This is a genomic window from Virgibacillus senegalensis (assembly GCF_000821245.2).
Classification (GTDB): Bacteria; Bacillota; Bacilli; order Bacillales; family Amphibacillaceae; genus Sediminibacillus; species Sediminibacillus senegalensis.
On sequence record NZ_LN611424.1, the window covers coordinates 1164146 to 1188803 of the forward strand.

21 protein-coding genes, 1 other RNA gene and 2 pseudogenes are annotated in these 24658 nt (G+C 44.0%); 14 read left to right on the forward strand and 10 right to left on the reverse strand.

What is annotated here, in order from left to right; translation table 11 throughout:
* Positions 1-7: 7 nt before the first annotated feature.
* Together BN1067_RS09775 and BN1067_RS09780 are read right to left on the reverse strand one after the other, a co-directional pair.
* Positions 8-870: pseudogene (locus tag BN1067_RS09775) on the reverse strand (alpha/beta fold hydrolase).
* Between the two features lie 28 nt (positions 871-898).
* A complete protein-coding gene (locus tag BN1067_RS09780) occupies positions 899-1474 on the reverse strand; it encodes a hypothetical protein (protein WP_199868507.1) in 576 nt (191 codons plus the stop codon).
* Between the two features lie 235 nt (positions 1475-1709).
* On the opposite strand from BN1067_RS09780, the gene BN1067_RS09785 reads away from it, so the two are divergent.
* The 8 genes from BN1067_RS09785 (at position 1710) to rpiA (ending at position 10058) form a co-directional block, all read left to right on the forward strand.
* A complete protein-coding gene (locus BN1067_RS09785) occupies positions 1710-1955 on the forward strand; it encodes a glutaredoxin family protein (RefSeq protein WP_053218676.1) in 246 nt (81 codons plus the stop codon).
* 132 nt (positions 1956-2087) lie between these two features.
* Complete coding sequence (locus BN1067_RS09790; RefSeq protein WP_053218677.1) at positions 2088-3116, forward strand: sugar-binding transcriptional regulator; 1029 nt, start codon at positions 2088-2090, stop codon at positions 3114-3116.
* Positions 3117-3145: 29 nt separating this feature from the next.
* On the forward strand, positions 3146-4153 hold the full coding sequence (gene gap / locus BN1067_RS09795; RefSeq protein ID WP_053218678.1) for a type I glyceraldehyde-3-phosphate dehydrogenase: 1008 nt from the start codon (positions 3146-3148) through the stop codon (positions 4151-4153).
* Between the two features lie 165 nt (positions 4154-4318).
* Positions 4319-5500, forward strand: coding sequence for a phosphoglycerate kinase (locus BN1067_RS09800; protein ID WP_053218679.1), 1182 nt, complete (start codon positions 4319-4321; stop codon positions 5498-5500).
* A 17-nt stretch (positions 5501-5517) separates the two neighbouring features.
* Positions 5518-6276, forward strand: a complete 759-nt coding sequence (gene tpiA / locus BN1067_RS09805; protein ID WP_053218680.1) for a triose-phosphate isomerase — start codon at positions 5518-5520, stop codon at positions 6274-6276.
* Positions 6273-7811 carry a 2,3-bisphosphoglycerate-independent phosphoglycerate mutase gene (gpmI, locus tag BN1067_RS09810; protein WP_053218681.1) on the forward strand — a complete coding sequence of 513 codons (1539 nt, stop codon included), beginning with the start codon at positions 6273-6275 and terminating at the stop codon, positions 7809-7811. The genes tpiA and gpmI overlap by 4 nt, the downstream gene beginning before the upstream one ends.
* 13 nt (positions 7812-7824) lie before the next feature.
* A complete protein-coding gene (eno, locus tag BN1067_RS09815) occupies positions 7825-9111 on the forward strand; it encodes a phosphopyruvate hydratase (protein ID WP_053218682.1) in 1287 nt (428 codons plus the stop codon).
* A gap of 266 nt (positions 9112-9377) precedes the next feature.
* Positions 9378-10058, forward strand: coding sequence for a ribose-5-phosphate isomerase RpiA (gene rpiA / locus BN1067_RS09825; RefSeq protein WP_053218684.1), 681 nt, complete (start codon positions 9378-9380; stop codon positions 10056-10058).
* A 262-nt stretch (positions 10059-10320) separates the two neighbouring features.
* Here rpiA and ptsP read toward each other — a convergent pair whose 3' ends face one another.
* The 6 genes from ptsP to BN1067_RS09855 form a co-directional block, all read right to left on the reverse strand.
* Positions 10321-12036, reverse strand: coding sequence for a phosphoenolpyruvate--protein phosphotransferase (gene ptsP / locus BN1067_RS09830; RefSeq protein WP_053218685.1), 1716 nt, complete (start codon positions 12034-12036; stop codon positions 10321-10323).
* 5 nt (positions 12037-12041) lie between these two features.
* Positions 12042-12308 (reverse strand): phosphocarrier protein HPr, encoded by a 267-nt coding sequence (locus tag BN1067_RS09835; RefSeq protein ID WP_053218686.1) that lies wholly within the window; start codon positions 12306-12308, stop codon positions 12042-12044.
* A gap of 60 nt (positions 12309-12368) precedes the next feature.
* The gene (locus tag BN1067_RS09840) at positions 12369-14264 is read right to left on the reverse strand and encodes a PTS fructose transporter subunit IIABC (RefSeq protein WP_053218687.1); all 1896 of its coding nucleotides are present in this window, start codon (positions 14262-14264) and stop codon (positions 12369-12371) included.
* 14 nt (positions 14265-14278) lie between these two features.
* The gene (gene pfkB, locus BN1067_RS09845) at positions 14279-15193 is read right to left on the reverse strand and encodes a 1-phosphofructokinase (RefSeq protein ID WP_053218688.1); all 915 of its coding nucleotides are present in this window, start codon (positions 15191-15193) and stop codon (positions 14279-14281) included.
* 3 nt (positions 15194-15196) lie between these two features.
* Positions 15197-15943, reverse strand: a complete 747-nt coding sequence (locus BN1067_RS09850) for a DeoR/GlpR family DNA-binding transcription regulator (RefSeq protein ID WP_053218689.1) — start codon at positions 15941-15943, stop codon at positions 15197-15199.
* Between the two features lie 405 nt (positions 15944-16348).
* The gene (locus BN1067_RS09855) at positions 16349-17278 is read right to left on the reverse strand and encodes an alpha/beta hydrolase (RefSeq protein ID WP_053218690.1); all 930 of its coding nucleotides are present in this window, start codon (positions 17276-17278) and stop codon (positions 16349-16351) included.
* Between the two features lie 213 nt (positions 17279-17491).
* Here BN1067_RS09855 and secG point away from each other — a divergent pair, with 213 nt between their 5' ends.
* The 3 genes from secG (at position 17492) to rnr (ending at position 21103) form a co-directional block, all read left to right on the forward strand.
* The gene (secG, locus tag BN1067_RS09860) at positions 17492-17728 is read left to right on the forward strand and encodes a preprotein translocase subunit SecG (protein ID WP_053218691.1); all 237 of its coding nucleotides are present in this window, start codon (positions 17492-17494) and stop codon (positions 17726-17728) included.
* A 270-nt stretch (positions 17729-17998) separates the two neighbouring features.
* Positions 17999-18742 carry an alpha/beta hydrolase gene (locus tag BN1067_RS09865; RefSeq protein WP_053218692.1) on the forward strand — a complete coding sequence of 248 codons (744 nt, stop codon included), beginning with the start codon at positions 17999-18001 and terminating at the stop codon, positions 18740-18742.
* Positions 18743-18832: 90 nt separating this feature from the next.
* Complete coding sequence (rnr, locus tag BN1067_RS09870; protein ID WP_053218697.1) at positions 18833-21103, forward strand: ribonuclease R; 2271 nt, start codon at positions 18833-18835, stop codon at positions 21101-21103.
* Between the two features lie 711 nt (positions 21104-21814).
* On the opposite strand, the gene BN1067_RS09875 is transcribed toward rnr, so the two are convergent.
* Both BN1067_RS09875 and BN1067_RS09880 read right to left on the reverse strand, forming a co-directional pair.
* Entirely contained in the window at positions 21815-22078 is a 264-nt protein-coding gene (locus BN1067_RS09875; protein ID WP_053218693.1) for a hypothetical protein, read from the reverse strand.
* Between the two features lie 56 nt (positions 22079-22134).
* Positions 22135-22998: a GNAT family N-acetyltransferase gene (locus tag BN1067_RS09880; RefSeq protein WP_053218694.1), complete on the reverse strand. Its 864-nt coding sequence runs from the start codon at positions 22996-22998 to the stop codon at positions 22135-22137.
* A 164-nt stretch (positions 22999-23162) separates the two neighbouring features.
* Here BN1067_RS09880 and smpB point away from each other — a divergent pair, with 164 nt between their 5' ends.
* The 3 genes and pseudogenes from smpB to BN1067_RS20720 all read left to right on the forward strand — a co-directional run.
* On the forward strand, positions 23163-23627 hold the full coding sequence (gene smpB, locus BN1067_RS09885) for an SsrA-binding protein SmpB (RefSeq protein ID WP_053218695.1): 465 nt from the start codon (positions 23163-23165) through the stop codon (positions 23625-23627).
* 113 nt (positions 23628-23740) lie between these two features.
* Positions 23741-24102: a transfer-messenger RNA gene (gene ssrA / locus BN1067_RS09890) on the forward strand.
* A 150-nt stretch (positions 24103-24252) separates the two neighbouring features.
* Positions 24253-24484 (forward strand): annotated as a pseudogene (locus BN1067_RS20720) (transposase); the annotation flags it as partial.
* Positions 24485-24658: the final 174 nt, after the last annotated feature.

A 24658-nucleotide genomic window follows, 5' to 3' on the forward strand; every position in this document is an offset into this window, starting at 1 on the left:
TTTTTTATTAGATAGGAGTCCTGTCCTGCTTTAAAAAAGAAATGAGTATTCTGTTCGTTTCTCGGCCCGACTCTCCAAGCCAAATCAAATGGCCCCAAGCGTCGAGCAGCTGAAGTTTAGCCATACGAATGTTTTCTTTCGCAAAATAAGGATGATCCAGGGACACCGAACCATCGTGTTGGCTGTGCAAGATCAACGTGGAACACGACACAGCTCGTAAATCCTGAACCGTCAGCTCGTTTATCTGTTTTAAATCGATTGCAAAACCATAACCTGACCGCTGTCGGTTATTCATTTTCCGGATTGCTACCACATCGTTTTCTCCAAGTTTATCTTTGGCTTCCTTGTATGGTAGCTTGCTGAAGGAAGGAAACATTTAATGAAGTTCGGGAAAATATTATTGAAGGTAGATAATAGTTTCCAAGTGTATTTCTCGGTTTTTGGATGGAACAAAATGTTTGCAGCTTTGTATTCGATATCTTTTGGCGTGAGCCATTCCTTTGTAACAGCGGATTGCAGGACGAGAGAACGGGTGTGCTCGGGATAATGTGCAGCAAAGTAAATCGCCGTGGGACCGCCGGCAGATATTGTAACGACATGCGCGGTATCGATGTTCAGGTGGTCTAATAGTTTTGCATAGTAATAGCAGGCAGTTGATAAGCTGCTGCCTACTTCGGGAGAAGTTGCTCCATATCCTGCTCTTGAAGGGGTAATCACGGAAAACCCATTTTTGACCAACGTTTCATATCCGAATTCTTCCTGGCAATTGGAATGACCGCCATGGAAAACGAGCACCGGTACACCTTGGCCGACAATCGAGTATTCCATTGTAAATCCGTCTATGTAGTACTCGCCAACTTTTCTATTCATCCTGTCACCTTCTTTAATAGGAATCGATTTATTGTGCTTCGATTGCATAGTGAATTTCCAACAGTTTTTTCTGCAAATCTGTATATTGTTTATACGCTTGGATGAATTCCCCGGTTTCATCAATTCGATAAAACTTTAATTCTGTTAGCTCGTTAACTAAATAGGATAGATCGGCTTTGATTCGTTTATTTTCAATTAAACTCTGAGCCTGTTCTAACAAAGTGACTTTCTGAGCGACGTGATTAATCAGTTTTCCAGATTGATTATTGTTATTCTTCTTATGTAAAAGGGCCATTTCTTCTTGATTTCCTATAAAGAACGAAGGTATCTTTTCTTCTTCCGGAATTTTCTGTTCTCCTTTGGGATTCATAGCCATTGCTGTTCGCTTCAAAAGTTCGCGTGCTTTATCAGTAGATGCTTCATTTCGATTATGCTGAAAGTAGTCTTCATACATTTCCTCATCAATGACCAATTCTCCGTTCTTTACATTTACTTTGCCTTCCTCTGCGACCTTTTCCTCCGTCTTGTCTTGTTTTATTTCTTCTGCTGTTTTTTCTCTGCTTCCTTTATCTAGGGAAAATTGAACAGAAATAATAAAAAGCAATAAGATCCCCAGTACCAAGATAATGTGTTTTCGGATACAATCACTCCTTAAAGGTACAGCATATAAAATACGAATATAGGTGCTTTCTTTAAGCTATTCGGTAGTATTGAAGGAGTTTCCTTCCTGCTTAATTCGTATTTTGTTTTGGGAGACTCCACGCATGCAGGGCTGACAGGAGCTTCCTGCTGTTTTCTTTGTAAAGATTGTGGCACAATAAAGAGGTGGAGGGAATGTCATGCAAAAAGTGGTTTTATATTCAAAGCCGAATTGTCCGTTGTGTGAAGAAGCGAAAGAGCTTTTACTCGCTATGCAAGATCAATATGGATACGAATTGGAAGAAGTGGACATTTACAACGATGATCAGCTGCTGGAGAAATACCAGTTGATGATCCCGGTAGTGGAAATTGATGGACAGGAAGCAGGCTATGGCCGGATCGACCTGACTGATTTAAGTGAATTTCTTGATTCTGAGCGCAAGTAGTTGTCGTAATTTGACGGTTCTGATACAATGATTTTTGTAAGAGGAATTTTTTTGGAGTATGCGGGACATAATACGCCTGCCAGGGACATTTTTAACCCGGTTAGCATTAACTGGTTATAAAGGAGTAATAACATGAGAGCACTGATTGATCTTCAGAAAAAATTATTCCCTGATGTTTTGGAGGTTATGCAGCGCAGGTATAAGATTTTGCACTACATACAATTGATGGGCCCGATTGGCCGCAGAAGCCTGGCAGATAATATCGAGATGGGAGAACGCATGGTAAGAAGCGAAGTAGACTTTCTAAACACCAACGGTTTTCTCGATATCACAGCGAAAGGTATGCTGCTGACCACGGAGGGCATCAACATCCTGCAACAGCTTGGGGAGTTCATGAAGGAAGTATCAGGCTTCAGTGTTTTAGAACAAAGTGTAAAGGATAAATTACACGTAGACCATGTTATTGTGGTTCCTGGTAATAGTGATGAGGTTGATTGGGTAAAACAAGAAATGGGAAAAGCCGCGGTAGGATTTTTGCGGTCGATTCTGAAAGACAATCAAACCATTGCTGTGACAGGCGGTACTTCGATGGCTGCCGTGGCTGAAATGATGACTCCTTTGGAAAATGCCCAAAACTGTATGTTTGTTCCTGCCCGCGGGGGTCTGGGAGAACGTATGGAAAACCAGGCAAATACGATTTGTTCGGAAATGGCGAAAAAAGCAAACGGGGAATACCGGCTGCTATATGTTCCGGATCCTTTAAGCGAGGAATCATATCAATCAATCATTGGTGAGCCATCCGTCAAAGAAATTCTTCAATTAATCAGACAGGCAGATGTGGTCATCCACGGCATCGGTGATGCTCAGACGATGGCCAGGCGGAGAAAGGCTTCCGAACAGGTTTTGCAAAAAATCATTGCCGGCAATGCAGTAAGTGAGGCATTTGGCTATTATTTCGACAAAGCTGGAGAAGTCATTCACAAAGTAAGAACTGTCGGTCTGCAGCTGGAAGATTTGTATAATTCCCAATGTGTTGTTGCTATTGCCGGTGGAACTTCCAAAGCAAAGGCAATCACATCCTACTTCCAGCAGGGAAAAAGCAACGTCCTGGTGACAGATGAAGGGGCGGCAAAAGAGTTAATAAGGGAGCAATCCCTTTAAATATATAGGAAAATAAGGAGGAATATAAAATGGCAGTAAAAGTAGGTATTAATGGTTTTGGCCGTATCGGTCGTAACGTTTTCCGTCAAGCATTGAAAAATGACGAAGTTGAGGTAGTAGCAGTAAACGACCTTACAGATGCAAACATGCTTGCACATCTTTTGAAATATGACTCTGTACACGGAATCCTGGAAGAAGAGGTATCTGTAAACGGTTCTAACCTGGTAGTAGCAGGAAAAGAAATCATCGTTAAGTCTGAACGCGATCCAGCTAACCTTGGTTGGGGAGATTTGGGCGTAGAAGTAGTAATCGAATCTACTGGTATTTTCACAAACCGTGACGATGCGAAAAAACATCTAGACGCTGGTGCGAAAAAAGTAGTTATCTCTGCACCTGCTAAAAACGAAGACCTTACATTGGTTATGGGTGTTAACGAAGATAAGTATGATGCAGCCAGCCATCATGTTATTTCTAACGCGTCTTGTACGACAAACTCTTTGGCTCCTGCAGCGAAAGTACTTCATGAAAAATTCGGTATCAAGCGTGGTCTGATGACAACAGTTCACTCTTATACGAATGACCAGCAAATCCTTGATTTGCCGCATAAAGACTACCGTCGTGCACGTGCTGCTGCACAAAACATCATTCCTACCACTACTGGTGCAGCAAAAGCTGTTGCAAAAGTACTTCCTGAACTGGAAGGCAAATTGAATGGTATGGCTATGCGTGTTCCAACTCCAGACGGTTCTATTGTTGACCTTGTCGTAGAATTGGATCAAAACGTAACTGCTGATGATGTCAATGCTGCACTTCGCGAAGCTGCAGAAGGCGACTTGAAAGGAATCCTGGAATACAGTGAACTTCCACTTGTTTCTTCTGACATCGTAGGTAACACTCATTCTTCTATTGCTGATGGTCTATCTACAATGGTACTGGAAGATAACATGGTGAAAGTCGTTACTTGGTACGACAACGAAATGGGTTATTCTACACGTTGTGTAGACTTGGCTGTTTTCCTTAAGAAACAAGGCCTTTAATCCCTGCAGAAACAAGAATAAAATAAACGAATGACCAGCAGGGAGGGGGAGTTGTCCTCCTCCTTTGCGTGGTTTTTGAATTAATTTAAAGGTTCCCGGTTAACAGGAACCTACATACGGGAATGATAGTATGTGGAGCCATTACAGGTAAGGAGGCTGAAACAGATGGATAAAAAGACAATTGCTGATCTAGACGTAAAAGGGAAAAAGGTCTTTTGCAGAGTAGACTTCAACGTGCCGATGAGCGATGGAGAGGTCAGCGATGATACCAGAATCAAAGCTGCACTTCCGACAATCGGAAAACTGATCGAGCAGGGTGCGCAAGTAATTCTTGCCAGCCACTTGGGAAGACCAAAAGGTGAAGTGGTCGAAGAACTTCGTTTGGATGCCGTTGCAAAACGGTTGAGCGATTTACTCGGCAAAACAGTGACAAAAACAGATGAGGTACACGGAAGCGAAGTCGATCAGGCATTGGCCGAAATGAAAGACGGAGATGTATTATTGATTGAAAATGTCCGTTTCCATCCCGGTGAAGAGAAGAATGACCCTGAATTGGCTAAAGCTTTTGCCGATATGGCAGATGTTTATGTCAACGATGCATTCGGAGCAGCTCACAGAGCGCATGCTTCCACTGCCGGTATTGCAGAGCATTTGCCTTCTGCGGCAGGATTGTTGATGGAGAAAGAATTAAGCGTATTGGGCAAAGCTTTGTCTAACCCAGAACGTCCGTTTACGGCAATCGTGGGTGGTGCCAAGGTTAAAGATAAGATCGGTGTAATCGATCATTTGCTCGATAAAGTCGATAACTTGATCATTGGCGGCGGACTTGCATATACGTTCATCAAAGCACGCGGCTATGAAATTGGGAAGTCCCTTCTGGAAGAAGACAAGATTGATTTGGCAAAACAGTTCATGAAGAAAGCCGAAGACAACGGGGTGAACTTCGTTATGCCGGTCGATGTCGTAATAGGGGATGATTTCTCCAACGATGCAAATACGCAATTTGTCGATATCGAAAACATTCCTGCTGATTGGGAAGCGTTGGATATCGGTCCGGAGACAAGAGAAAAATACAGCAAGATTATTTCGGACTCCAAACTTGTAATTTGGAATGGACCTATGGGTGTGTTCGAATTGGATATCTACGCGAACGGCACCAAAGCTGTCGCCAAAGCAATGGCTGAAACAGAAGGTTATACGGTCATTGGTGGCGGAGACTCCGCAGCTGCCGTTGAAAAATTCGGTTATGCGGAACAAATGGACCATGTTTCCACTGGCGGCGGAGCTTCCCTGGAATTTATGGAAGGCAAAGTATTGCCAGGCGTCGATGCACTAAGCGATAAATAACAGGAGAGGTGATTCTTATGCGTAAAAAAGTAATTGCTGGTAACTGGAAAATGAACAAGGTTCTATCAGAAGCCGAACAATTTGTGGAAGCAACAAAGGCTAAGATCCCAAGCGAAGATAAGGCTGAATCGATCGTATGTGCACCATACCCTTTTCTTCCTTTTTTAGTGGAAAAAGCGAAGGGATCTGATTTGAAAGTAGCCGCACAAAACATGCATTATGAAGACAACGGTGCTTTCACTGGTGAAGTCAGCCCGGTTATGCTGAAAGATTTAGGTGTAACCCATGTGGTACTGGGCCATTCAGAACGCCGTGAGTATTTTGCAGAAACAGACGAAACAGTGAACAAAAAAGCGCATGCTGCTTTTAATCATGGTTTGACACCGATTATTTGTGTCGGCGAAACACTGGAACAACGTGAAAACAATGAAACAATGACCTTAATCGAGTCTCAAGTCAAACAAGCATTGTCTGGTTTGACTGAAGAGCAAATTAAGGCTTCTATTATCGCATACGAGCCAATCTGGGCAATCGGTACAGGCAAAACAGCCACTTCGGAGCAAGCCAACGAAGTTTGTGCTCATGTCCGTAATGTCGTCAAGCAATTTTCTTCTGAAGAGGCTGGCGAGGCAGTCAGGATCCAATACGGCGGCAGTGTAAAACCTGCCAATGTTGATGAACTGTTGTCACAGTCCGATATTGATGGCGCACTTGTCGGCGGAGCAAGTTTGGAAGCCGATTCCTTTGTTCAATTAGCGGAGGCTGGTGCGAAATGAAACAAGATAAATTAGCGGCCCTGATTATTTTGGATGGCTTCGGTATCCGGGATGAAGTGAAAGGGAACGCAGTCAAACAGGCCAATATGCCGAACTTCGATCGTTATTTCAATAAGTACCCGCATACGCAATTAAATGCATCGGGCGAGGCTGTAGGTCTTCCGGAAGGCCAAATGGGTAACTCTGAAGTCGGGCACTTGAATATCGGGGCCGGCAGGGTTGTTTACCAAAGCCTTACACGGGTTAACAAGTCAATTAAAGAAGGCGACTTTTTCGAGAACGAAGCATTGGTAAATGCAGTTAATCATGCTAAGGAAAACAACAAGGCTCTTCACATTTTCGGTTTGCTTTCCGATGGTGGTGTTCACAGCCATATTGAGCACTTGTTCGGTCTGTTGAAGCTTGCTTCCACAAAGGGACTTGAACAAGTTTACGTTCATGGTATATTGGATGGAAGAGACGTCGGACAAAAATCAGCTGAAGCGTATATCCGGCAAACAGAAGAAATCATGGAAAAGTACGGGATCGGCGAATTCGCTACGATTTCCGGACGCTACTATTCCATGGACCGTGACAAACGATGGGATCGCGTGAAAAAATCCTATGACGCCATGGTATATGGAGAAGGTCCAAAGTACAAAACACCGTATGAGGTAGTCGAGGACTCTTATGAAAATGAAATTTATGATGAGTTCATCCTGCCTTCGGTAATCGTCGGTGAGAATGGACAGCCGAAAGGCACGATACAAGACGAAGATTCTTTAATCTTTTATAACTTCCGTCCAGACCGTGCGATCCAGATTTCCCGGACTTTTGCCAACGAAGATTTCCGTGATTTCGATCGCGGCGACAAATACCCGAAAAACCTTTATTTCGTGGGACTTACCCAGTTCAGTGAAACGGTCGACGGCTTTGTTGCCTATAAGCCTGTTAACCTTGATAACACTATTGGGGAAGTATTGTCCCAAAACAACTTGAATCAGCTGCGGATTGCAGAAACGGAAAAATACCCGCACGTTACATTCTTTATGAGTGGCGGTAGGGAACAAGAATTCCCTGGGGAAAAACGAATCTTAATCGATTCCCCGAAAGTCGCTACCTATGATTTAAAACCGGAAATGAGTGCATACGAGGTAACTGATGCACTATTGAAGGAATTAGATGAAGGCAATCAAAATGCCATCATCCTCAATTTTGCCAATCCGGACATGGTGGGGCACTCAGGTATGTTGCAGCCAACCATCGATGCGTTGGAAGCAGTGGATGAATGCCTTGGCAAAGTAGTCGATAAAATCCTTGAACTGGGTGGCGAAGCAATTATTACAGCCGACCACGGTAACTCGGATGAAGTGGTAACATTGGAAGGAAAACCAATGACAGCCCACACAACCAATCCTGTTCCGGTGATCGTGACAAGAGAAGGGATTGAACTCCGCGAAGGCGGAATCTTAGGTGATTTATCACCAACATTGTTGGATTTACTTGATGTAGAACAACCGAAAGAAATGACAGGCCAGTCATTAATCAAAAAATAAAGGAGAGATTTACATGCCTTACATTACAGATGTTTATGCACGCGAGGTATTGGATTCCCGCGGCAACCCTACAGTTGAAGTAGAAGTATTCACAGAATCAGGAGCATTTGGCTCTGCATTGGTTCCAAGTGGTGCATCCACTGGGGAACATGAAGCAGTAGAACTTCGCGATGGTGACAAAGAACGCTATCTTGGAAAAGGTGTTCTACGCGCAGTAGAAAATGTTAACGAAACAATTGCACCAGAACTTATCGGAATGGACGTTACCCGTCAAATCATTATCGATCAGCTATTGATGGAACTTGACGGAACAGAAAACAAAGGCAAACTAGGTGCTAACGCTATTCTTGGCGTGTCTATGGCAGTTGCACACGCGGCAGCAGATTTCCTTGGACAGCCATTGTACAAGTACCTGGGAGGATTCAGTGCCCATACATTGCCTACTCCAATGATGAACATCCTGAACGGCGGTGAGCACGCAGACAATAACGTCGATATCCAGGAATTCATGATTATGCCTGTCGGCGCTCCGACTTTCCGTGAAGCATTGCGCATGGGTGCAGAAATTTTCCATTCCCTTAAGGGAGTATTAAAATCAAAAGGCTACAATACCGGTGTCGGTGACGAAGGTGGATTTGCTCCAAACTTGAAGTCCAATGAAGAAGCTTTCCAAACCATCATCGAAGCAATTGAAGCAGCTGGTTATAAGCCTGGTGAAGAAGTGAAACTTGCAATGGATGTTGCTTCTTCCGAATTCTATGAAAACGGTAAGTACAACCTGAAAGGCGAAGGCGTAGAACGTACTTCTGAAGAAATGATCGACTGGTTTGAAGAAATGATCAACAAGTATCCAATCATTTCGATCGAAGATGGTCTTGATGAAAACGACTGGGAAGGTCACCGTATGCTTACAGAGCGCATCGGGGACAGAGTACAACTTGTTGGAGATGACTTGTTCGTAACTAACACAGTACGTCTTAAGCAAGGAATCGAGCAAGGTGTTGGCAACTCGATCTTGATCAAGGTGAACCAAATCGGAACACTTACCGAAACATTCCAGGCAATCGAAATGGCTAAGCGTGCAGGCTACACTGCCGTTATTTCCCACCGTTCCGGTGAAACGGAAGATGCGACTATCGCTGATATCGCTGTAGCAACAAATGCCGGCCAAATCAAAACGGGAGCACCTTCTCGTACAGACCGTGTAGCGAAGTACAACCAGCTTCTTCGTATTGAGGATGAACTAGTTGGTACTGGCGTTTACGGTGGACTGGATTCTTTCTACAACCTAAACAAATAAATTAGTATTCCTTCCTTTAAACGGGAGGCAGGCTGTCGGGTGATAAACCCGGCAGCCTTTTTTAAATGCTTTTTTGCAACCATATATGGGCAGGAAACGGTCATTTTACATTCCGTAAAGTTTGATAACATCGACGAGCTTGTGAGGAACAAGGGGGAAGAGAAGTATGTTTATAATAAAACATTCCGGCACAGGGTTGACTGGTATGTATTCAGGGTATAATTACCGTATATTGGGATCATCCTGAGAAGAGGGAGGCGGATAATATGTTGAATAACACGGAGGAACTGAAAAAAAAGGCTGGTAAAAAAGCAGTAGATTACATAGAGGACGGCATGACAATCGGGCTTGGTTCGGGTTCTACCGTCTATTGGATGATGAAGCAGCTGGGGGAGCGAATCGCTCAAGGACTACAGGTAAGAGGAGTTCCCTCCTCGGTCAGGACGGAAGCGTGGGCCCGAAAGTTCGGAATTCCGCTTGCCTACTTCTCGGAAGTAAACAGACTCGATTTGGCTATCGATGGGGCAGATGAAGTGGATCCGGATTTTCAGCTGATCAAAGGAGGCGGGGGATCTCTGCTTCGGGAAAAACTGGTGGCTGATGCTGCAAAGAAATTAATCATCATAGTTGATGAAAGTAAGCAGGTACAAAAACTGGGAAATTTTCCGCTTCCGGTCGAGGTTGTCCGTTTTGGTTGGGAAAACACGGCAAGGAAGCTATCAGCGCTTGGATGCAACCCCAAATTGAGAAAGGTAGAAGGAGAAGCGTTTGTTTCCAATAATGATAACTATATATTGGATTGCAGTTTTGATGACCTGTCAAAACCTAAGGAAATACATCAACGGCTTAAGCTAACGTTAGGAGTCGTCGAAACAGGATTATTCATTGGAATGACAAATAAAGTCATAGTCGGAAGAAAGCGTTGTGTAGAAGTTCTGGAAAGATAAAAAACAAACGTGCAATGGACACATGATCGGGTGGTCCTGTTATGCCTCCAATATGCTGACTGCGTATCCACCTATGTGCTGCCAAAGTATCGGTAACTAATCCATAGTCTGCTGGTGTACTAGTCTGTTGAAGATTCCGATAATCGTTAGCGACTTCCAAACATTTTTGTATAAGAAATGAAATAGATTCCAGCTATTAAAAAGCATTAAAAATGGAAAATCCCCGAAAACCTGGTTCCGGGGATTTTTTGATTCTTATTGGTTATTGATTTGTCTTTTCGCGAATGAACTGTTCGACTTCTTCTGCCGTATTCATGGACAATAGCTTGTCCTTGAAGGAAGCAAGCTCTTGTTTCGATAGATCTTTGATCTGCGTACGGGCAGGGAGAATCGAAGTTGCACTCATGCTGAATTCATCGAGACCGAGTCCAAGAAGGATTGGGATAGCGATAGAATCGCCGGCCATTTCTCCGCACATTCCTGCCCATTTCCCTTCGGCGTGGGCTGCTTCGATTACATTGTTGATCAAGTTAAGGATGGAAGGGTTATATGGTTGGTACAAGTAAGAAACCCTTTCATTCATCCTGTCTGCCGCCATGGTATATTGAATCAAGTCATTTGTACCGATGCTGAAAAAGTCAACTTCTTTGGCAAATTGACGAGCAATTACGGCTGTAGATGGAATTTCCACCATAATACCGATTTCGATATCATCGGAAACTTCGATACCGGCTTTTGTCAAATTGTCCTTTTCTTCCAATAGAATGGCTTTTGCCTGACGGAATTCATCCAGTGTAGCAATCATTGGGAACATGATTTTTAGGTTGCCGGAAGTGCTAGCACGCAGTAAAGCACGCAGCTGTGTACGGAAAATATCATCCCGTTCCAGGCAAAGACGAATCGCACGGAATCCAAGGAATGGATTCAATTCTTTCGGCAATTCCAGGTAGGAAAGTTCCTTGTCTCCACCGATGTCCAAGGTACGAACAACTACTGGTTTATCGCCCATTTGTTCCAATACGGACTTGTAAGCTTCATACTGTTCTTCTTCGGTAGGAAGCTCGCTTTTTCCCATGTAAAGGAACTCGGTACGGTATAGGCCTACACCTTCACCACCGTTATTGATAACACCTTCTACGTCTTCCGGCGTACCAATATTGGCCACAAGCTCAACGTGTTCACCTTCTGCTGTTTTCGTCGGCTCATCCTTCAGCTTCGCCCATTCTTGTTTTTGCTCTTCAAAATCAGCCTGTTTTTGTTTGTAAGTAGCCAATTGCTGCTCATCTGGATCGACAATTACTTCGCCATCGATACCATCCACGATCACTAATGTGTCCTCTGAAGCTGTATTGGTGATATCTTTTGTTCCTACAACTGCCGGGATTTCTAATGATCTGGCCATGATGGCAGAGTGGGACGTTCTGCCGCCAATATTGGTCGTAAAGCCTTTGACGAACTGTTTGTTCAATTGGGCTGTATCTGATGGTGTCAAGTCCTCAGCGACGATGACAACTTCCTCATCGATCAGTGCTGGATCCGGGAAAGTCACTTTAAGCAAGTGAGCCATCACACGCTTGGTAACATCCTGAATATCTGCTGCACGTTCTCTCATGTATTCATTGTCCATGTTTTTAAACATATCAATAAACATGTTTGCTGTTTCGTCCAAGGCCGCTTCTGCATTGACGTTTTCTGATTTGATTTTATCTTTTATCGGGTTGATCATCTCTGGATCACTTAATACAAGCAGGTGGGCCGAGAATATTTCAGCATGTTCATCGCCCAGTGATTTTCTGGCATTTTCTTTGATGATTTCCAGTTCTTGTTTTGAAACGGCTAACGCATCGTCTAAGCGCTCGATTTCCGCTTCTGGATTTTCGATTTTTTGCTTATCGAAAGAAAGTTCCGGGACCTCTAGTTTGTATGCTTTGGCAATCGCGATCCCGCTTGATGCTGCAATACCCTTTATGTTGTTCATTATGTTTATTCTCCTAGCCCTTCATTTTTAATGGTGTCGACAATTGTCTGGAGCGCTTCTTCTTCATCAGAACCGTCCGCAGTTACTTTGATTTCGGCATCTTTTGGAATACCAAGGGACATTACTCCCATGATCGATTTAAGGTTGACGGTTTTTCCGTTGTACTCCAGGTTGATGTCTGATTCAAAGTTACCAGCTTTATTAACTAAAACCGTTGCAGGACGTGCATGTACTCCTGTTTCGTCTGTGATAGTCATTGTTTTTTCTACCATAGATAAAACCTCCTAAAAATTTATGTGAAATGAAACAACGGGCAGTCTCCCTGTCCTATTTTACTCTTTTGTCAGGTCTTTTTTCAAGAATCCAATGATGACAGCACTTACTATAGAACCAATCAGGATAGCCAGTAAGTATAACAGTGGATTACCCTCTACAAGCCCAGCTACTACAATACCACCATGCGGTGCTCTTAGTCCAATATCAAACAACATCGTCAGTCCGCCGGCAATAGCAGAACCGAGGGCTACAGACGGGATGACCCTGGCTGGATCGGCCGCTGCAAATGGAATGGCTCCTTCCGTAATAAAGAAGGCACCAAGTGCATAGGCGGATTTTCCTGCTTGTTGTTCTTGTTTGGTGAACTTGTTTTTGAAAAACGTCGTTGCCAAGGCTAGGGATAGAGGCGGCACCATTCCGCCTGCCATGATTGCTGCGATGAACGAGAAGTTATCGGCATCAAGCATGGCAATGCCAAACGTATAGGCTGCTTTGTTAATCGGACCACCCATGTCTATGGCCATCATACCGCCTAGCAGCAGTCCAAGCAATACCAGATTGGAACCTCCAAGACTTTCCAGCCAGTTGGATAGTCCTGTGTAAATAGTCGTTAACGGGGGATTGATCAAGAGCATGATCAATCCGGTAATACCGATCGAAAATACAGGATACAGTAACACGGTCTTTAATCCATCAAATATGGCCGGTAATACTTCCATTGCCTTTTTGACGAGTATAGTGATATATCCCGCAAGGAAACCGGCAATCAATCCACCTAGGAATCCTGAGCCGCCGTCTGCACCTTCTACCCCGGAAGTAATGGCGATCAAACCGGCAACCATCCCTGGGGCGAAGCCAGGCCGGTCGGCAATACTGGAAGCGATAAACCCTGCTAACACTGGAACCATCAGGAAGAAAGCATTTCCGCCGCCGATTGTATTCAGCATTTCGGCAAACCGGTTATAATCCGTACTCTCCGGATCAGCCGAATGAATGCCCCATAAGAAGGAAATGGCAATCAAAATCCCGCCACCTACAACGAAAGGAAGCATATTGGAAACACCATTCATTAAATGTTTATAAAAGCCGGTACGGCCTTTATCGTCTTGTTGTCCCTCGTCCTTTGCTGATCTACCGTCACCTTGATATATCGGGGCATCCTTTTGAACGGCTTTGTTGAGCAGTTCCTCCGGCTGATGAATCGCTTTGCCAACTGGTACTTGAATTAATGGTTTTCCACGAAAACGATCGGTTTCTATTTTGGTATCGGCTGCGACAATAATCGCATCGGCAGCTTCTATTTCTTCTTTAGTCAAACGGTTCTTCACTCCACCAGATCCATTCGTCTCAACTTTGATGGATACGCCCATTTCAGAAGCCGTTTCTTTCAATTTATCTGCCGCCATATACGTATGGGCAATCCCGGTAGGACAGCCGGTTACTGCCAAAATCCGACTGGAAGTGCCAGCATCTACGGTTTCTTCTTCAGATGCTTCGTCTTGTTCTTTTGCATCTACGACAGCCATCACTTCTTCAGCTGTAGACGCTTCTTCCAGATTTTTACGGAAACGTTTATCCATTAAGAAGGAAGACAGCCGTGACAGGGTTTCCAAGTGTGTTTGATTAGCGCCTTCAGAAGCTGCAATCATGAAAAACAAGTGGGAAGGGGCTCCGTCCAAAGCCTCGTAATCGATTCCTTCTGCAGACCTTCCGAACACGATAGCAGGTGTTTTTACAGCTGCGGTTTTTGCGTGAGGAATGGCGATACCTTCGCCAATTCCGGTCGTACTTTGGACTTCCCGTTCCAAAATCGCATTTTTATAGGTTTCCTTATCGTGCAGGCGACCTACTTCGTCCAGCTTGTCAACAAGTTCGTCTATGACTTCTGATTTGCTAGTTGCCTGTAAATCAAGGATAATCGTATCTTTTTTCAATAAATCAGTGATTTTCACTATTAGAACCTCCCTTAATCTAGTGGATGAACCGTTACTTGATCGAGCAGGCGGTCAACGTCTGCCTTTTCACATAAATCATCTTGAAAGGCAGTGGCACTTCCTGCAGCCACCGCTGTTTGAAAAGCTTTTTCCGGTGTGGAGCCGGAAGCGATGCTTGCGATAAATCCTGCTACCATCGAGTCACCAGATCCGACTGTATTCTTTACCTCTCCTGCTGGGACGCTTGCCTGAAGGGATGTGTTGCCGCTCACATAAACTGCTCCCTGTCCACCCATTGAAATGATGACATGTTTGGCACCCTGTTCATGCAGCTGCCTGCCATAATGGAGAGCTTCTTCTACATTGGAAATCGTAGTGTCGAATAATTCCCCTAGTTCATGATGGTTTGGCTTTACCAGAAAAACTTCCTGACCAAGCATTTTTTTCAGAGCACTGCTGGAAGTATCGGCAATCATGTTGACCTTGTTTTGACTGCACAGTTCAGCAGCCTTGATATAAAAATCAGGAGAGATAGTAGTAGGAACACTTCCCGCAGCTACCATATAATCGCCTTCGTTGAGTCTGGCAATTTTTTGGAGTAAATCGTTCTCCTGTTGTTCAGTTATGGCAGGACCTGGCCCATTGATCTCTGTTTCGTTTGTTGATTTTAATTTCATGTTCACTCGCGTTGTGCCGTGAACCTGGATGAAATCGTGGGCGATATCGGCTTTATTCAGTTCTTGCTTAATGAAATCACCTGTAAAACCGCCGAGGAATCCAAGGGCGGTATTTCGCTGGCCGAGCCGCTGAAGCACTCTGGATACGTTGATTCCTTTCCCACCGGGATAATAAGCGGTATCCGTCCCTCTGTTCAATCCCCCTTCGGTAAACTTTTCGACATGAATGATGTAATCCACAGATGGATTTAATGTACATGTATAAATCAATTGCTACACAACCTTTATGTTTGTCTTATTCTGATAAGGAGAGAGGGTCTGTTTGTCCATTTTATTGGTAATAAGAAACGTTTCCTCCAACTCTGCAATCTTGCTGAATGACACCTGACCGAATTTCGTATGATCTGCCAATACATACCCGTGTTGGGCAGAATGCAGCGCTTGTTGTTTGATCATTGCTTCTTCCGGATCGGGGGTAGTAAGCCCGTATGTCAAATCGATACCGTTTACTCCGATAAAACATTTATCAAATCGATAATTTTGCAATCCAATCAAAGCTCCGCGACCAATCAGCGCTTTTGTCTTATGTTTTACATAACCACCCGTCAGATACGTTGTTATCTGCTGCGCGCTCAATGCGTCCAAATGGGTGAGGCCGTTAGTCACCACGGTGATGTTCTTGTCTTTTAGATAGGGAATCATCTCGAAAGTCGTGGTGCCGGCATCCAAGTAAATATATTCATCTTGTTTCACCAATTTCGCTGCTTCGGCAGCAATCCTCCTTTTTTCTTGAAGGTTTTTGGTTGTTTTCTCGGGAATGCTCAATTCCTGGCTGATTGTTTGCTTTGATGCTGCGCCACCGTGGACCCGGATTAACTTCCGTTGTTTCTCGAGTTCGCTCAAATCTCTGCGAATCGTCGATTCAGAAGCTTTAGTCAATTTAATCAGCTCATGGAGTGAAGCGGTTCCATGTTTTTCAATATGTTTTATTATTAGTTGATGTCGTTCTGGTGTCAGGATAAGTCATCACCTCTATTTTCGCTGACCAACTAAATCATAAAGCAAACCCTTTCATTTTTCAATCATAAAAATTCAAAAACAATCAAAAACGTTCATTTTGTCACAAAATAGTCACGAACAGGGAGAATGTCCTCACGTTACTAGTCGAGAAAAAAGCAGAGAGAATCGGGAGAAATTCAAGTGAGGATAACTTTTAAGTGGGTTAAATAGACAATAGACATGGATAAGAGCGAAGTAAAGAAAGGGGACTGAAAAGAAGTGGTGTTCCAATGCGGAAGAACACAAGAGCTCCAGTGGGAGAATGGTCAGGTGAGGACCCAGGAGCATACACTCGATGAGGCTCACCCGTTTGCAGTGTTTGAAAGGGAGCTGTTTTTTACTAATTGGTTTTCATTGCCCATCCAATTAAGAAAGAACATGATGGATCCACCTTACGATGTCGGCAAAAACTTCTTCTTTATTTAATTCATTCAACATTTCATGACGTCCGTTTTCGTATATCCGAACAGTAATATCACGGATGCCATGCTGATAGTAATTTTCAGCGGAACGGAAGACGCCTTTGGTTTGATTTCCGACTGGATCCATATGTCCCGAAAAAAACAGCATGGGCAGATCTTTGGCAATGGATTTCACTCCGTCCGGGTCGTCCATGCGGTCAAAACCAGTGAATAAATCAAAAAAGAAGGAAGGTGTCGGTACAAAACCAGAATATGGATCATCGATGTAGGATTGGACTTGTTCCCGATCACTACTCAACCAGTCAAACTTGGTCAGTTGATTGTCCAGCTTGCGATTATAATTTGCGAATACGAGCTGGTTGAGGAAGTTGGAGGGCGCTTCTTTTCCGATACGTTTTGCTTCAACAAGTGCCAGCCCCTTTCCTAATTGGTTTATCAAACCTGGGTGACTGCCTGTTCCGGATAAAATAACACCTGCAAGCGCATCGCTATGCTGTTGGATGTAACGTCTTGCCAGGAATGAGCCCATGCTATGGCCCAATAAAAAAAGTGGTTTACCGGGATGGTGCTTTTGGATGGATTTCGTTACGGTCCATAAATCTTCTGTTGTTTTGTCAAAGCCTTTGTCGTCGGCTAAAAAACCAAAAGTCCCTTGTTTTTTTCCGGTATATCCATGTCCGCGATGGTCATTGCTGTATACGGTAAAATGTTGACTAACCAGAAATTCGGCGAATTGCTGGTATCTGCCTGAGTGTTCGGCCATTCCGTGGGCCAATTGGATGATGGCTCGAGGAGACTGCCCGGGTTCATCCCATTTTCGGACAAAAATCTTGTGCTGATCCTCCGTTTCCAGCCAAAACGTTTTTTGCTCCATATTTTTCCTCTCCTTTGTTTTATCATAATAGTATTTTGCAAAACCGTCTATTCTCAGCTTGCTAAGAGCCGGGAAATTATGCTACATTACTAATATGTAAACGTCCGTTTTGACGAGATATTTTCGATAAGAGATGGATTGGACAAGGATAATTGCTGGATGGACTTATAATCGGCGGTATTCAGCCGACAGTTTATTAGGGGGTGTAGCGGCATGTATGCAGCTGCGATTACGATTTTAATCATTGATGCAATTGCACTTATCGTATTGGTTTTACTTCAGTCGGGTAAGAGCGCGGGGCTTTCCGGAGCAATCTCCGGAGGAGCGGAGCAACTGTTTGGCAAGCAGAAAGCACGGGGAATGGATTTGGTTCTTCATCGGGCTACCGTAGTAGCTTCGGTTATTTTGTTCGTGCTTGCGTTTGTCGTTGGCTTTATCTTGGAACCTTAAGGCGATGGCCTGAACAGGGCTGGCTGAATTTGAATATGGTATTCTAACGATCCCTTGCTGCAAGTGCGGCAGGGGATTGTTTGTTTTTGACGAAGAAAAGACCTTATTTCGTTACAATCGTTCATAAGAAAGCTAAAATAGGGGAAGAGAAACTGGAGGGGCCTTATACAAAAACAGTAAAAAAGGTAAAGGTGTATCGTTTACACGAGGCTAAAACCTTCATTATTCATTCTTCAAAGTAACAGTTACCAACAAGGAGTGAACGGAAATATGAAAATCAAACTGCCTGAACCATTTACGTTTGAAGGTGGAGAGCGTGCGGTATTATTATTACATGGTTTCACTGGCCATACGGCCGATGTACGGATGCTGGGAAGGTATCTGCAAAAACAGGGATATACTTGTCATGCCCCGATTTATCGCGGGCATGGAGCACCACCGGAGGAATTGATCAAAGCCCATCCTGACCAATGGTGGGAGGATGTGCAAGCAGCGATGCGGCATCTTGAGGACCTTGGTCATAAGGAAATTGCCATCGCCGGCCTGTCCCTTGGCGGCGTGCTTGGTTTAAAACTGGCACACTCCCGGCCGGTCAAAGCAATCATCCCGATGTGTGCACCGATGTTTTTTGATAACGAAAAGCAATTGACGAAAGGGTTCCAGGCTTTCGCCAAAGAATTCAAGCAGCTGGAGAAAAAAGATGAGCAGACAATCGAACACGAGGTTGAGGAGTTGCTTGAACAATCGGACCGTATGTTCAAAGACTTAGGCGGACTGATTACCGAGGTGAAAGAAAAGGTGGATGAGATTTATGCACCCACCTTTGTGGTCCAGGCTAGGAATGATGAAATGATCAATACGGAAAGTGCTTCTTACATATATGAAAATGTGGAAGCAGACCATAAAGACATCAAGTGGTACGAAAATTCTTCTCATGTGATTACGTTGGATAAGGAAAAAGAACAGCTTCATGAAGATATTTATCAATTTTTAGAATCCTTGGAATGGACTTAAGGAATAATAGAAATACTTATACCATGCTGAAAAAATACCGAACGTACCAAGTAACGACAAGCGAAAGAAGGTGAGTGTTTGGATAACGAAATGAAACAGCAGATTTTGGATTATTTTAAAGAGAACTCGTCCAAGCCGTTGTCTGTGCAGGAAATCGAAGAAATTCTCGATTTGCAGGAAGCGGACGATTTCAAAATACTGATGAAAAATCTAAATGAGCTGGAAGAAGCAGGGGAACTGGTTAGAACGAGAAAAAACCACTATGGTCCTCCAGAACGAATGAATTTAATTCGCGGAAAAATACAAATGCACGCAAAAGGCTTTGCGTTCCTCATACCGGAAGAAGAAGGGCTTGATGATGTCTACATCAATCATGCCGATTTACAGTCTGCTATGAATAACGATAAAGTACTCGTCCGAATTGAAGGCAGAGACGAGCATGGTAAGCGACCGGAAGGGGTCGTGGTCCGAATATTGGATCGAGCTGCAACCGAAGTTGTTGGGACCTATGATGATAATGGGAATTTTGGTTTTGTCATTGCCGATGATAAACGGATCCCCAATGATATTTTTGTCCCAAAAAGTGCTTCAAAAGGGGCAGTTGACGGCCATAAGGTGATCGTTAAAATCACCAAGTTCCCTGAAGGGCGCATGAGTGCCGAAGGAGAAGTGTTGCAAATCCTCGGCCATAAAAACGATCCCGGAATCGATATCATTTCCATCATCTACAAACATGGTATCAAAATCGATTTTCCGGAGGAAGTTCTCCAACAAGCGGAAAATACCCCGGAAACGATTCGTCCGGAGGAAATCGCCAATCGAAGAGACCTGCGGGATGAAACGATTGTTACCATCGACGGTGCTGATGCCAAGGATTTGGATGATGCAGTCACTGTGAAACAATTGGATAATGGTAACTATAAATTAGGCGTCTATATTGCAGATGTCTCTTATTATGTGGGGGAAGGATCTCCGATAGACGAGGAAGCAAAAGAAAGGGCAACGAGTGTGTATTTGGTTGACCGGGTGATCCCGATGATCCCTCACCGGCTGTCTAACGGGATTTGTTCATTGAATCCGCAGGTGGACAGGCTGACGCTCGGGTGTGAAATGGAGATTACGCCACAGGGAGAAGTCGTCAATCACGATATTTTCCAGAGTGTCATCAAGACCAATGAACGTATGACTTACCATGATGTCAATAAGATTTTAGTAGATGATGATCCGGATTTGAAAGATCGTTATGAAGCATTGGTTCCCATGTTCAAGGATATGGAAGAGCTTGCGGCTATTTTGCGTCGAAAGCGGATGAACCGTGGAGCCATCGACTTTGACTTTAAAGAAGCACAAGTTCTGGTTGATGAAGAAGGGAAAGCGACCGATGTAGTATTGCGTGAACGTTCGGTGGCAGAACGTCTAATTGAAGAATTCATGCTTGCAGCAAATGAAACGGTGGCTGAACACTTCCATTGGATGGATGTTCCGTTCATCCACCGGATTCACCAGGACCCGAACCCAGACAAGCTGCAGCATTTCTTCGAATTTATTGCCAACCTGGGTTATGTGGTGAAAGGGACTTCCAATGAAATCCATCCGCAGGCACTTCAGAGTGTCTTGGAGGAAGTACAGGGTACTCAGGAAGAGATGATTATTTCCAAACTGATGCTTCGTTCCATGCAACAGGCGAAATATGATCCGCAAAGCATTGGTCACTTTGGTTTGGCGACAGATTTTTATACGCACTTTACGTCTCCAATCCGCCGTTATCCCGATTTGATTGTTCATCGACTGATCAGAACTTATTTGGTAAACGGCCAGCTCGATCAGCAAACCCAAAAACATTGGAAAGAAAACATGCCGGAAATCGCCAGACATTCTTCTGAAATGGAACGTGCAGCGGTCGATGCCGAGCGTGAAACCGATGATTTGAAGAAAGCCGAATATATGCAGGATAAAATCGGTGAGGAATACGACGGTGTCATTAGTTCGGTAACCGGGTTTGGCTTGTTTGTCGAATTGCCGAATACGATTGAGGGACTTGTTCATGTCAGTTATTTGACGGACGACTATTACCACTTTGATGAACGGCAGTACGCCATGATCGGAGAACGTACCGGGAATATTTTCCGAATCGGGGACGAAATCACGGTGCGAGTCGTTAATGTCAATTTGGATGAGCGTGTAATTGACTTTGAGGTTGTTGGCATGAAGCCCCGAAAGGCCAGGGTCACACCAGATCGTCCGAAGGTGATAACAGCCAAGCGGGAACGGTCCAATAAGCAAAACGGCAAAGCAAAAAAGAAAGCCCCGAAAGGCTCTGCGAAAAAGAGTAATGGAAAACGGAAGAAAAAGAAAAAGTAGAAGTTTGGTTTTGTGGCTGTCGGAAAAATTACCGGCAGCCTTTTTGCTTATCTTTCCATACGGTCTGACAGTGCATTAATTTGTTGTTGATACAAAATACGACATAGTGAGAATTTAAGTTAGATGCTGATACGTGTAAGTCCGGCGCTGCGGAAAAACACTCGCTTTCCGCGGGGAACGCTTCAGTCTCCTTACTGGCAAAAAGCGCCAGTAGCGGGGTCTTCAGACTGTTCCTTTCCCACAGGATATTGAAGTGACATCCTTGAAATCTCACCGCACGAAGAAAATGCGGGGGCATTTTCGAGGATCTCGCATTTTTCCGCAGCTTAGTATGATTTTTGGGATAGAAGGAGAGGAATTCCAACATTCAATTTGAGAAGTATTACTATTCGAAATTCTTAACAGCGAAGGTAGAACATTTATAAACATTGAAAATCCAAATTGATTTTTTCACTGCAGCAGCTTTCCTTGTCCAGCGGGAGGAAAAGTCTCGGTGAGATCCCGAAGAGATTAAGCTCAAGGAAAGATCACCAGCCGCCCGCGGAAAGCGTAGGGTATTTCCGCAGCGCTAAACTCCAAATCATGGTGTAGGAGATTAGGAAGACTCCTTCAACATATGACACCGTTTCTATCTTTCGCGAAAGAGCAAGTATGTTTGAGGAGGAGGACCATAGAAAAAACACTCGCAATTTTTGCGAGTGTTTTCAACGCTCAGGAAAGCAGGAGTGCCAAGCAAATGAACAATATGGCCGATATCAAATAAACAAGTCCGAGGATGCGTGATTTTGTTTCCTTTTTCCGAACGGAAATGCCTCCTGTAATCAAAAGAAACAAGGTGAATACGGTAAAGGCTACCCAGCCCCAACGGTAAGGAAGGCCGAATTGAAGCCGGATTAAGAACAAAATGTTTGCCGGAACTGCTATGATCAACGGGATATATAAGGAGTTAAGCGTAAGTTGTTTGTTCTGTTCCATCCTAACCTCTCCTTATGAATTAATCTTCCTATATGTTTACCCGATAAGTTTTTCCGTTAAATCCAGGTACCATACAATACCCATGCATCTTCGATTCGGAAAGCATGCTTATTCGGAATTTTTTCAAATGCCGATTGAGAAAAGTCGAACCAGGCAGTCGGCTGAAGGGCATCATTGTCCACATGATTTTTGACAGTTTCCAGGAACCCGGGCTGTTCAAAATGGTCGTTCCAAAAGTATTTAACTTGAGCAAACCACTCTCGTTTTTGATCATTCTTGATGGTGAAGAATCGCTGTTTATCCGGACTGACGTAAAAAGCAGATTCGGCTAAGTAGTCATCCGTCAGCAAACCTTCAGTCAATGGAAGCGGATAATAGCATTCATATGGGAAAACATTTATCGCATTTTCCTTTAATGAATCGAGTAAAGCACGTTTATCCTCCAGGTTATCGATGCGCTCCCATTTTAGACCAGGCATTCCGTAAACTAAATGGGGTTCAACAAGCGGCAAGGAATGCAGTTTTGTGACGACCTCCAGGTTCAGCTTCTCCAGTACGCGCCTTGCAGGAAAATTGTGTTCGTTTGTGTTGGCTCCTGCCCATTGAATCGCTGGATCCTCTTTTAATTTGGCTAGGATGTAGTTTAAAAGCTCCGTTGCATGTCCTTGCGATAGGAAACGATTGTCACTTCGAAGCCGGCCGAGCATGGCCATACCACCGGGAAACAAGGTGTAGCCTGCAATCGCTGCAAGTTGGTTACCGGAAAAAAGTCCGTAAATCTCATGGGCGTTTGAGCTAACTAAATCCGGGAAAATATCAACGACGTAATCGTATTCTAATTGTGTTTGCATTTGTTTTACTAAATTCCAGTCATCCGTTGTCAGTTTTCTGATTTGCAATAGTTCGTGAGGCAAGGTCATCGTACTCCTTCTGCTGATATTTCTTTTGGTATTTTCTCACAGAGAGAACTGATTTGCACTAAAAGTGATTGAGCTTCACGTTCAGGAAGGAGGCTGTTAAAAGATTGGAATAGCAAGGTTTTTTTGTTAAAATGAAAGGTACGGAATAATAGGAGGAAATAGGGATGCCAAAAGGACAAGGGAATACAATCGCACAAAATCGCAAAGCAGGGCACGATTTTTTTATAGAAGAAACATTTGAAGCCGGCATCGTTTTGAAAGGAACCGAAATTAAATCGATCCGAGCCGGCAGGGTGAATTTGAAGGACAGCTTTGCCCGTATTGATAGAGGAGAAGCCTACTTGATGAATATGCATATCTCTCCTTATGAGCAGGGCAACCGTTTCAATCACGATCCCACCAGGACGCGAAAGCTGTTGCTTCACCGTAAAGAAATCGATAAATTGATCGGTGAAACCCAGCAGCAAGGATACTCGCTAGTACCGTTGAAGGTGTATATTAAGAATGGGGTCGCGAAAGTCCTTATCGGGTTAGGAAAAGGGAAGAAGAAATACGACAAGCGGGAAGACTTGAAACGAAAACAGGCAAAACGTGATGTCGACAGGGCTATGAAAGAAAGCCTTCAGTGATTGGTAAGGGTTGAAAATAGCCGTATTTATGATATAATGGGAATTGTCTTAGGGACATTTACAACTTCATATGATAATGAGTGATCATATATTCCGTTGTACCCTTCTTACATGGGGACGTTACGGATTCGACAGGGATAGATCGAGCTCAGGTTGCGGGTCGAGGTTACGTCTCGATAACCGTTATTCGCCTAAATATAACTGGCAAAGAAAACAATTACTCTTTAGCAGCTGCGTAAGTAGCACTAAAGGATCCTTCCTGCCATCGCCCGTGTGGCAGATTGAAGGGTCTCAACTGAAGCGGGCTACGCTGGCATCCACCGTCTGAGGATGGCAGAAGAGACTAATCAGACTAGCTCCCCGGAAGCCTGTTGGTAGGCTGAAAGGGTAGTGAATGATAATATACCAACTACGCTCGTAGATGCCTGAGTGGCGATATCTCTGGACGTGGGTTCGATTCCCACCGTCTCCACCAAATACATAGAAGATGCTTTGGTGGATTTTCCTATATCATAAACCGAAAAAGCATAAGCCTTCCTTAAGGAAAGCTTATGCTTTATTTTTGCGGATTTTATGATCATTCAAAAATAGAGGGCTCTATACTGAATGTGGTGGTGTCCCCTGATGTTTGAAATGGATGCGTGCTTCAAACATAGAGGCATTTCGCCGTGTAAGAAAAACGTTCATGCGTTGGAAACAAGAGATTTTACCAATCCATGTATCCATTTCATAATGGGTATATCGAGGGAATAAACAATACGATAAAGGTTTTAAAACGAGATTCCTTTGGAATCAAAGACGTTGAACGATTAAAGCATAAAATTTCATGGCAGCAAGCGGTTAAAAAGGCTCTGTAGAGCGAAATAGCGTAACAGAGGAGATAAGAGACTCCTGCGGAAAAACGGGCGGCCGAGACCCCACAGCGGACTTTGCGAGGAGGCTCGGGCGTTCGTCCGCGGAAAGCGAGTTTGTTTCCTCTGCGGTCTGAGTAAAATAGCTGTTTTTAGAATGAGCCTTTCGATAAAGAGAGG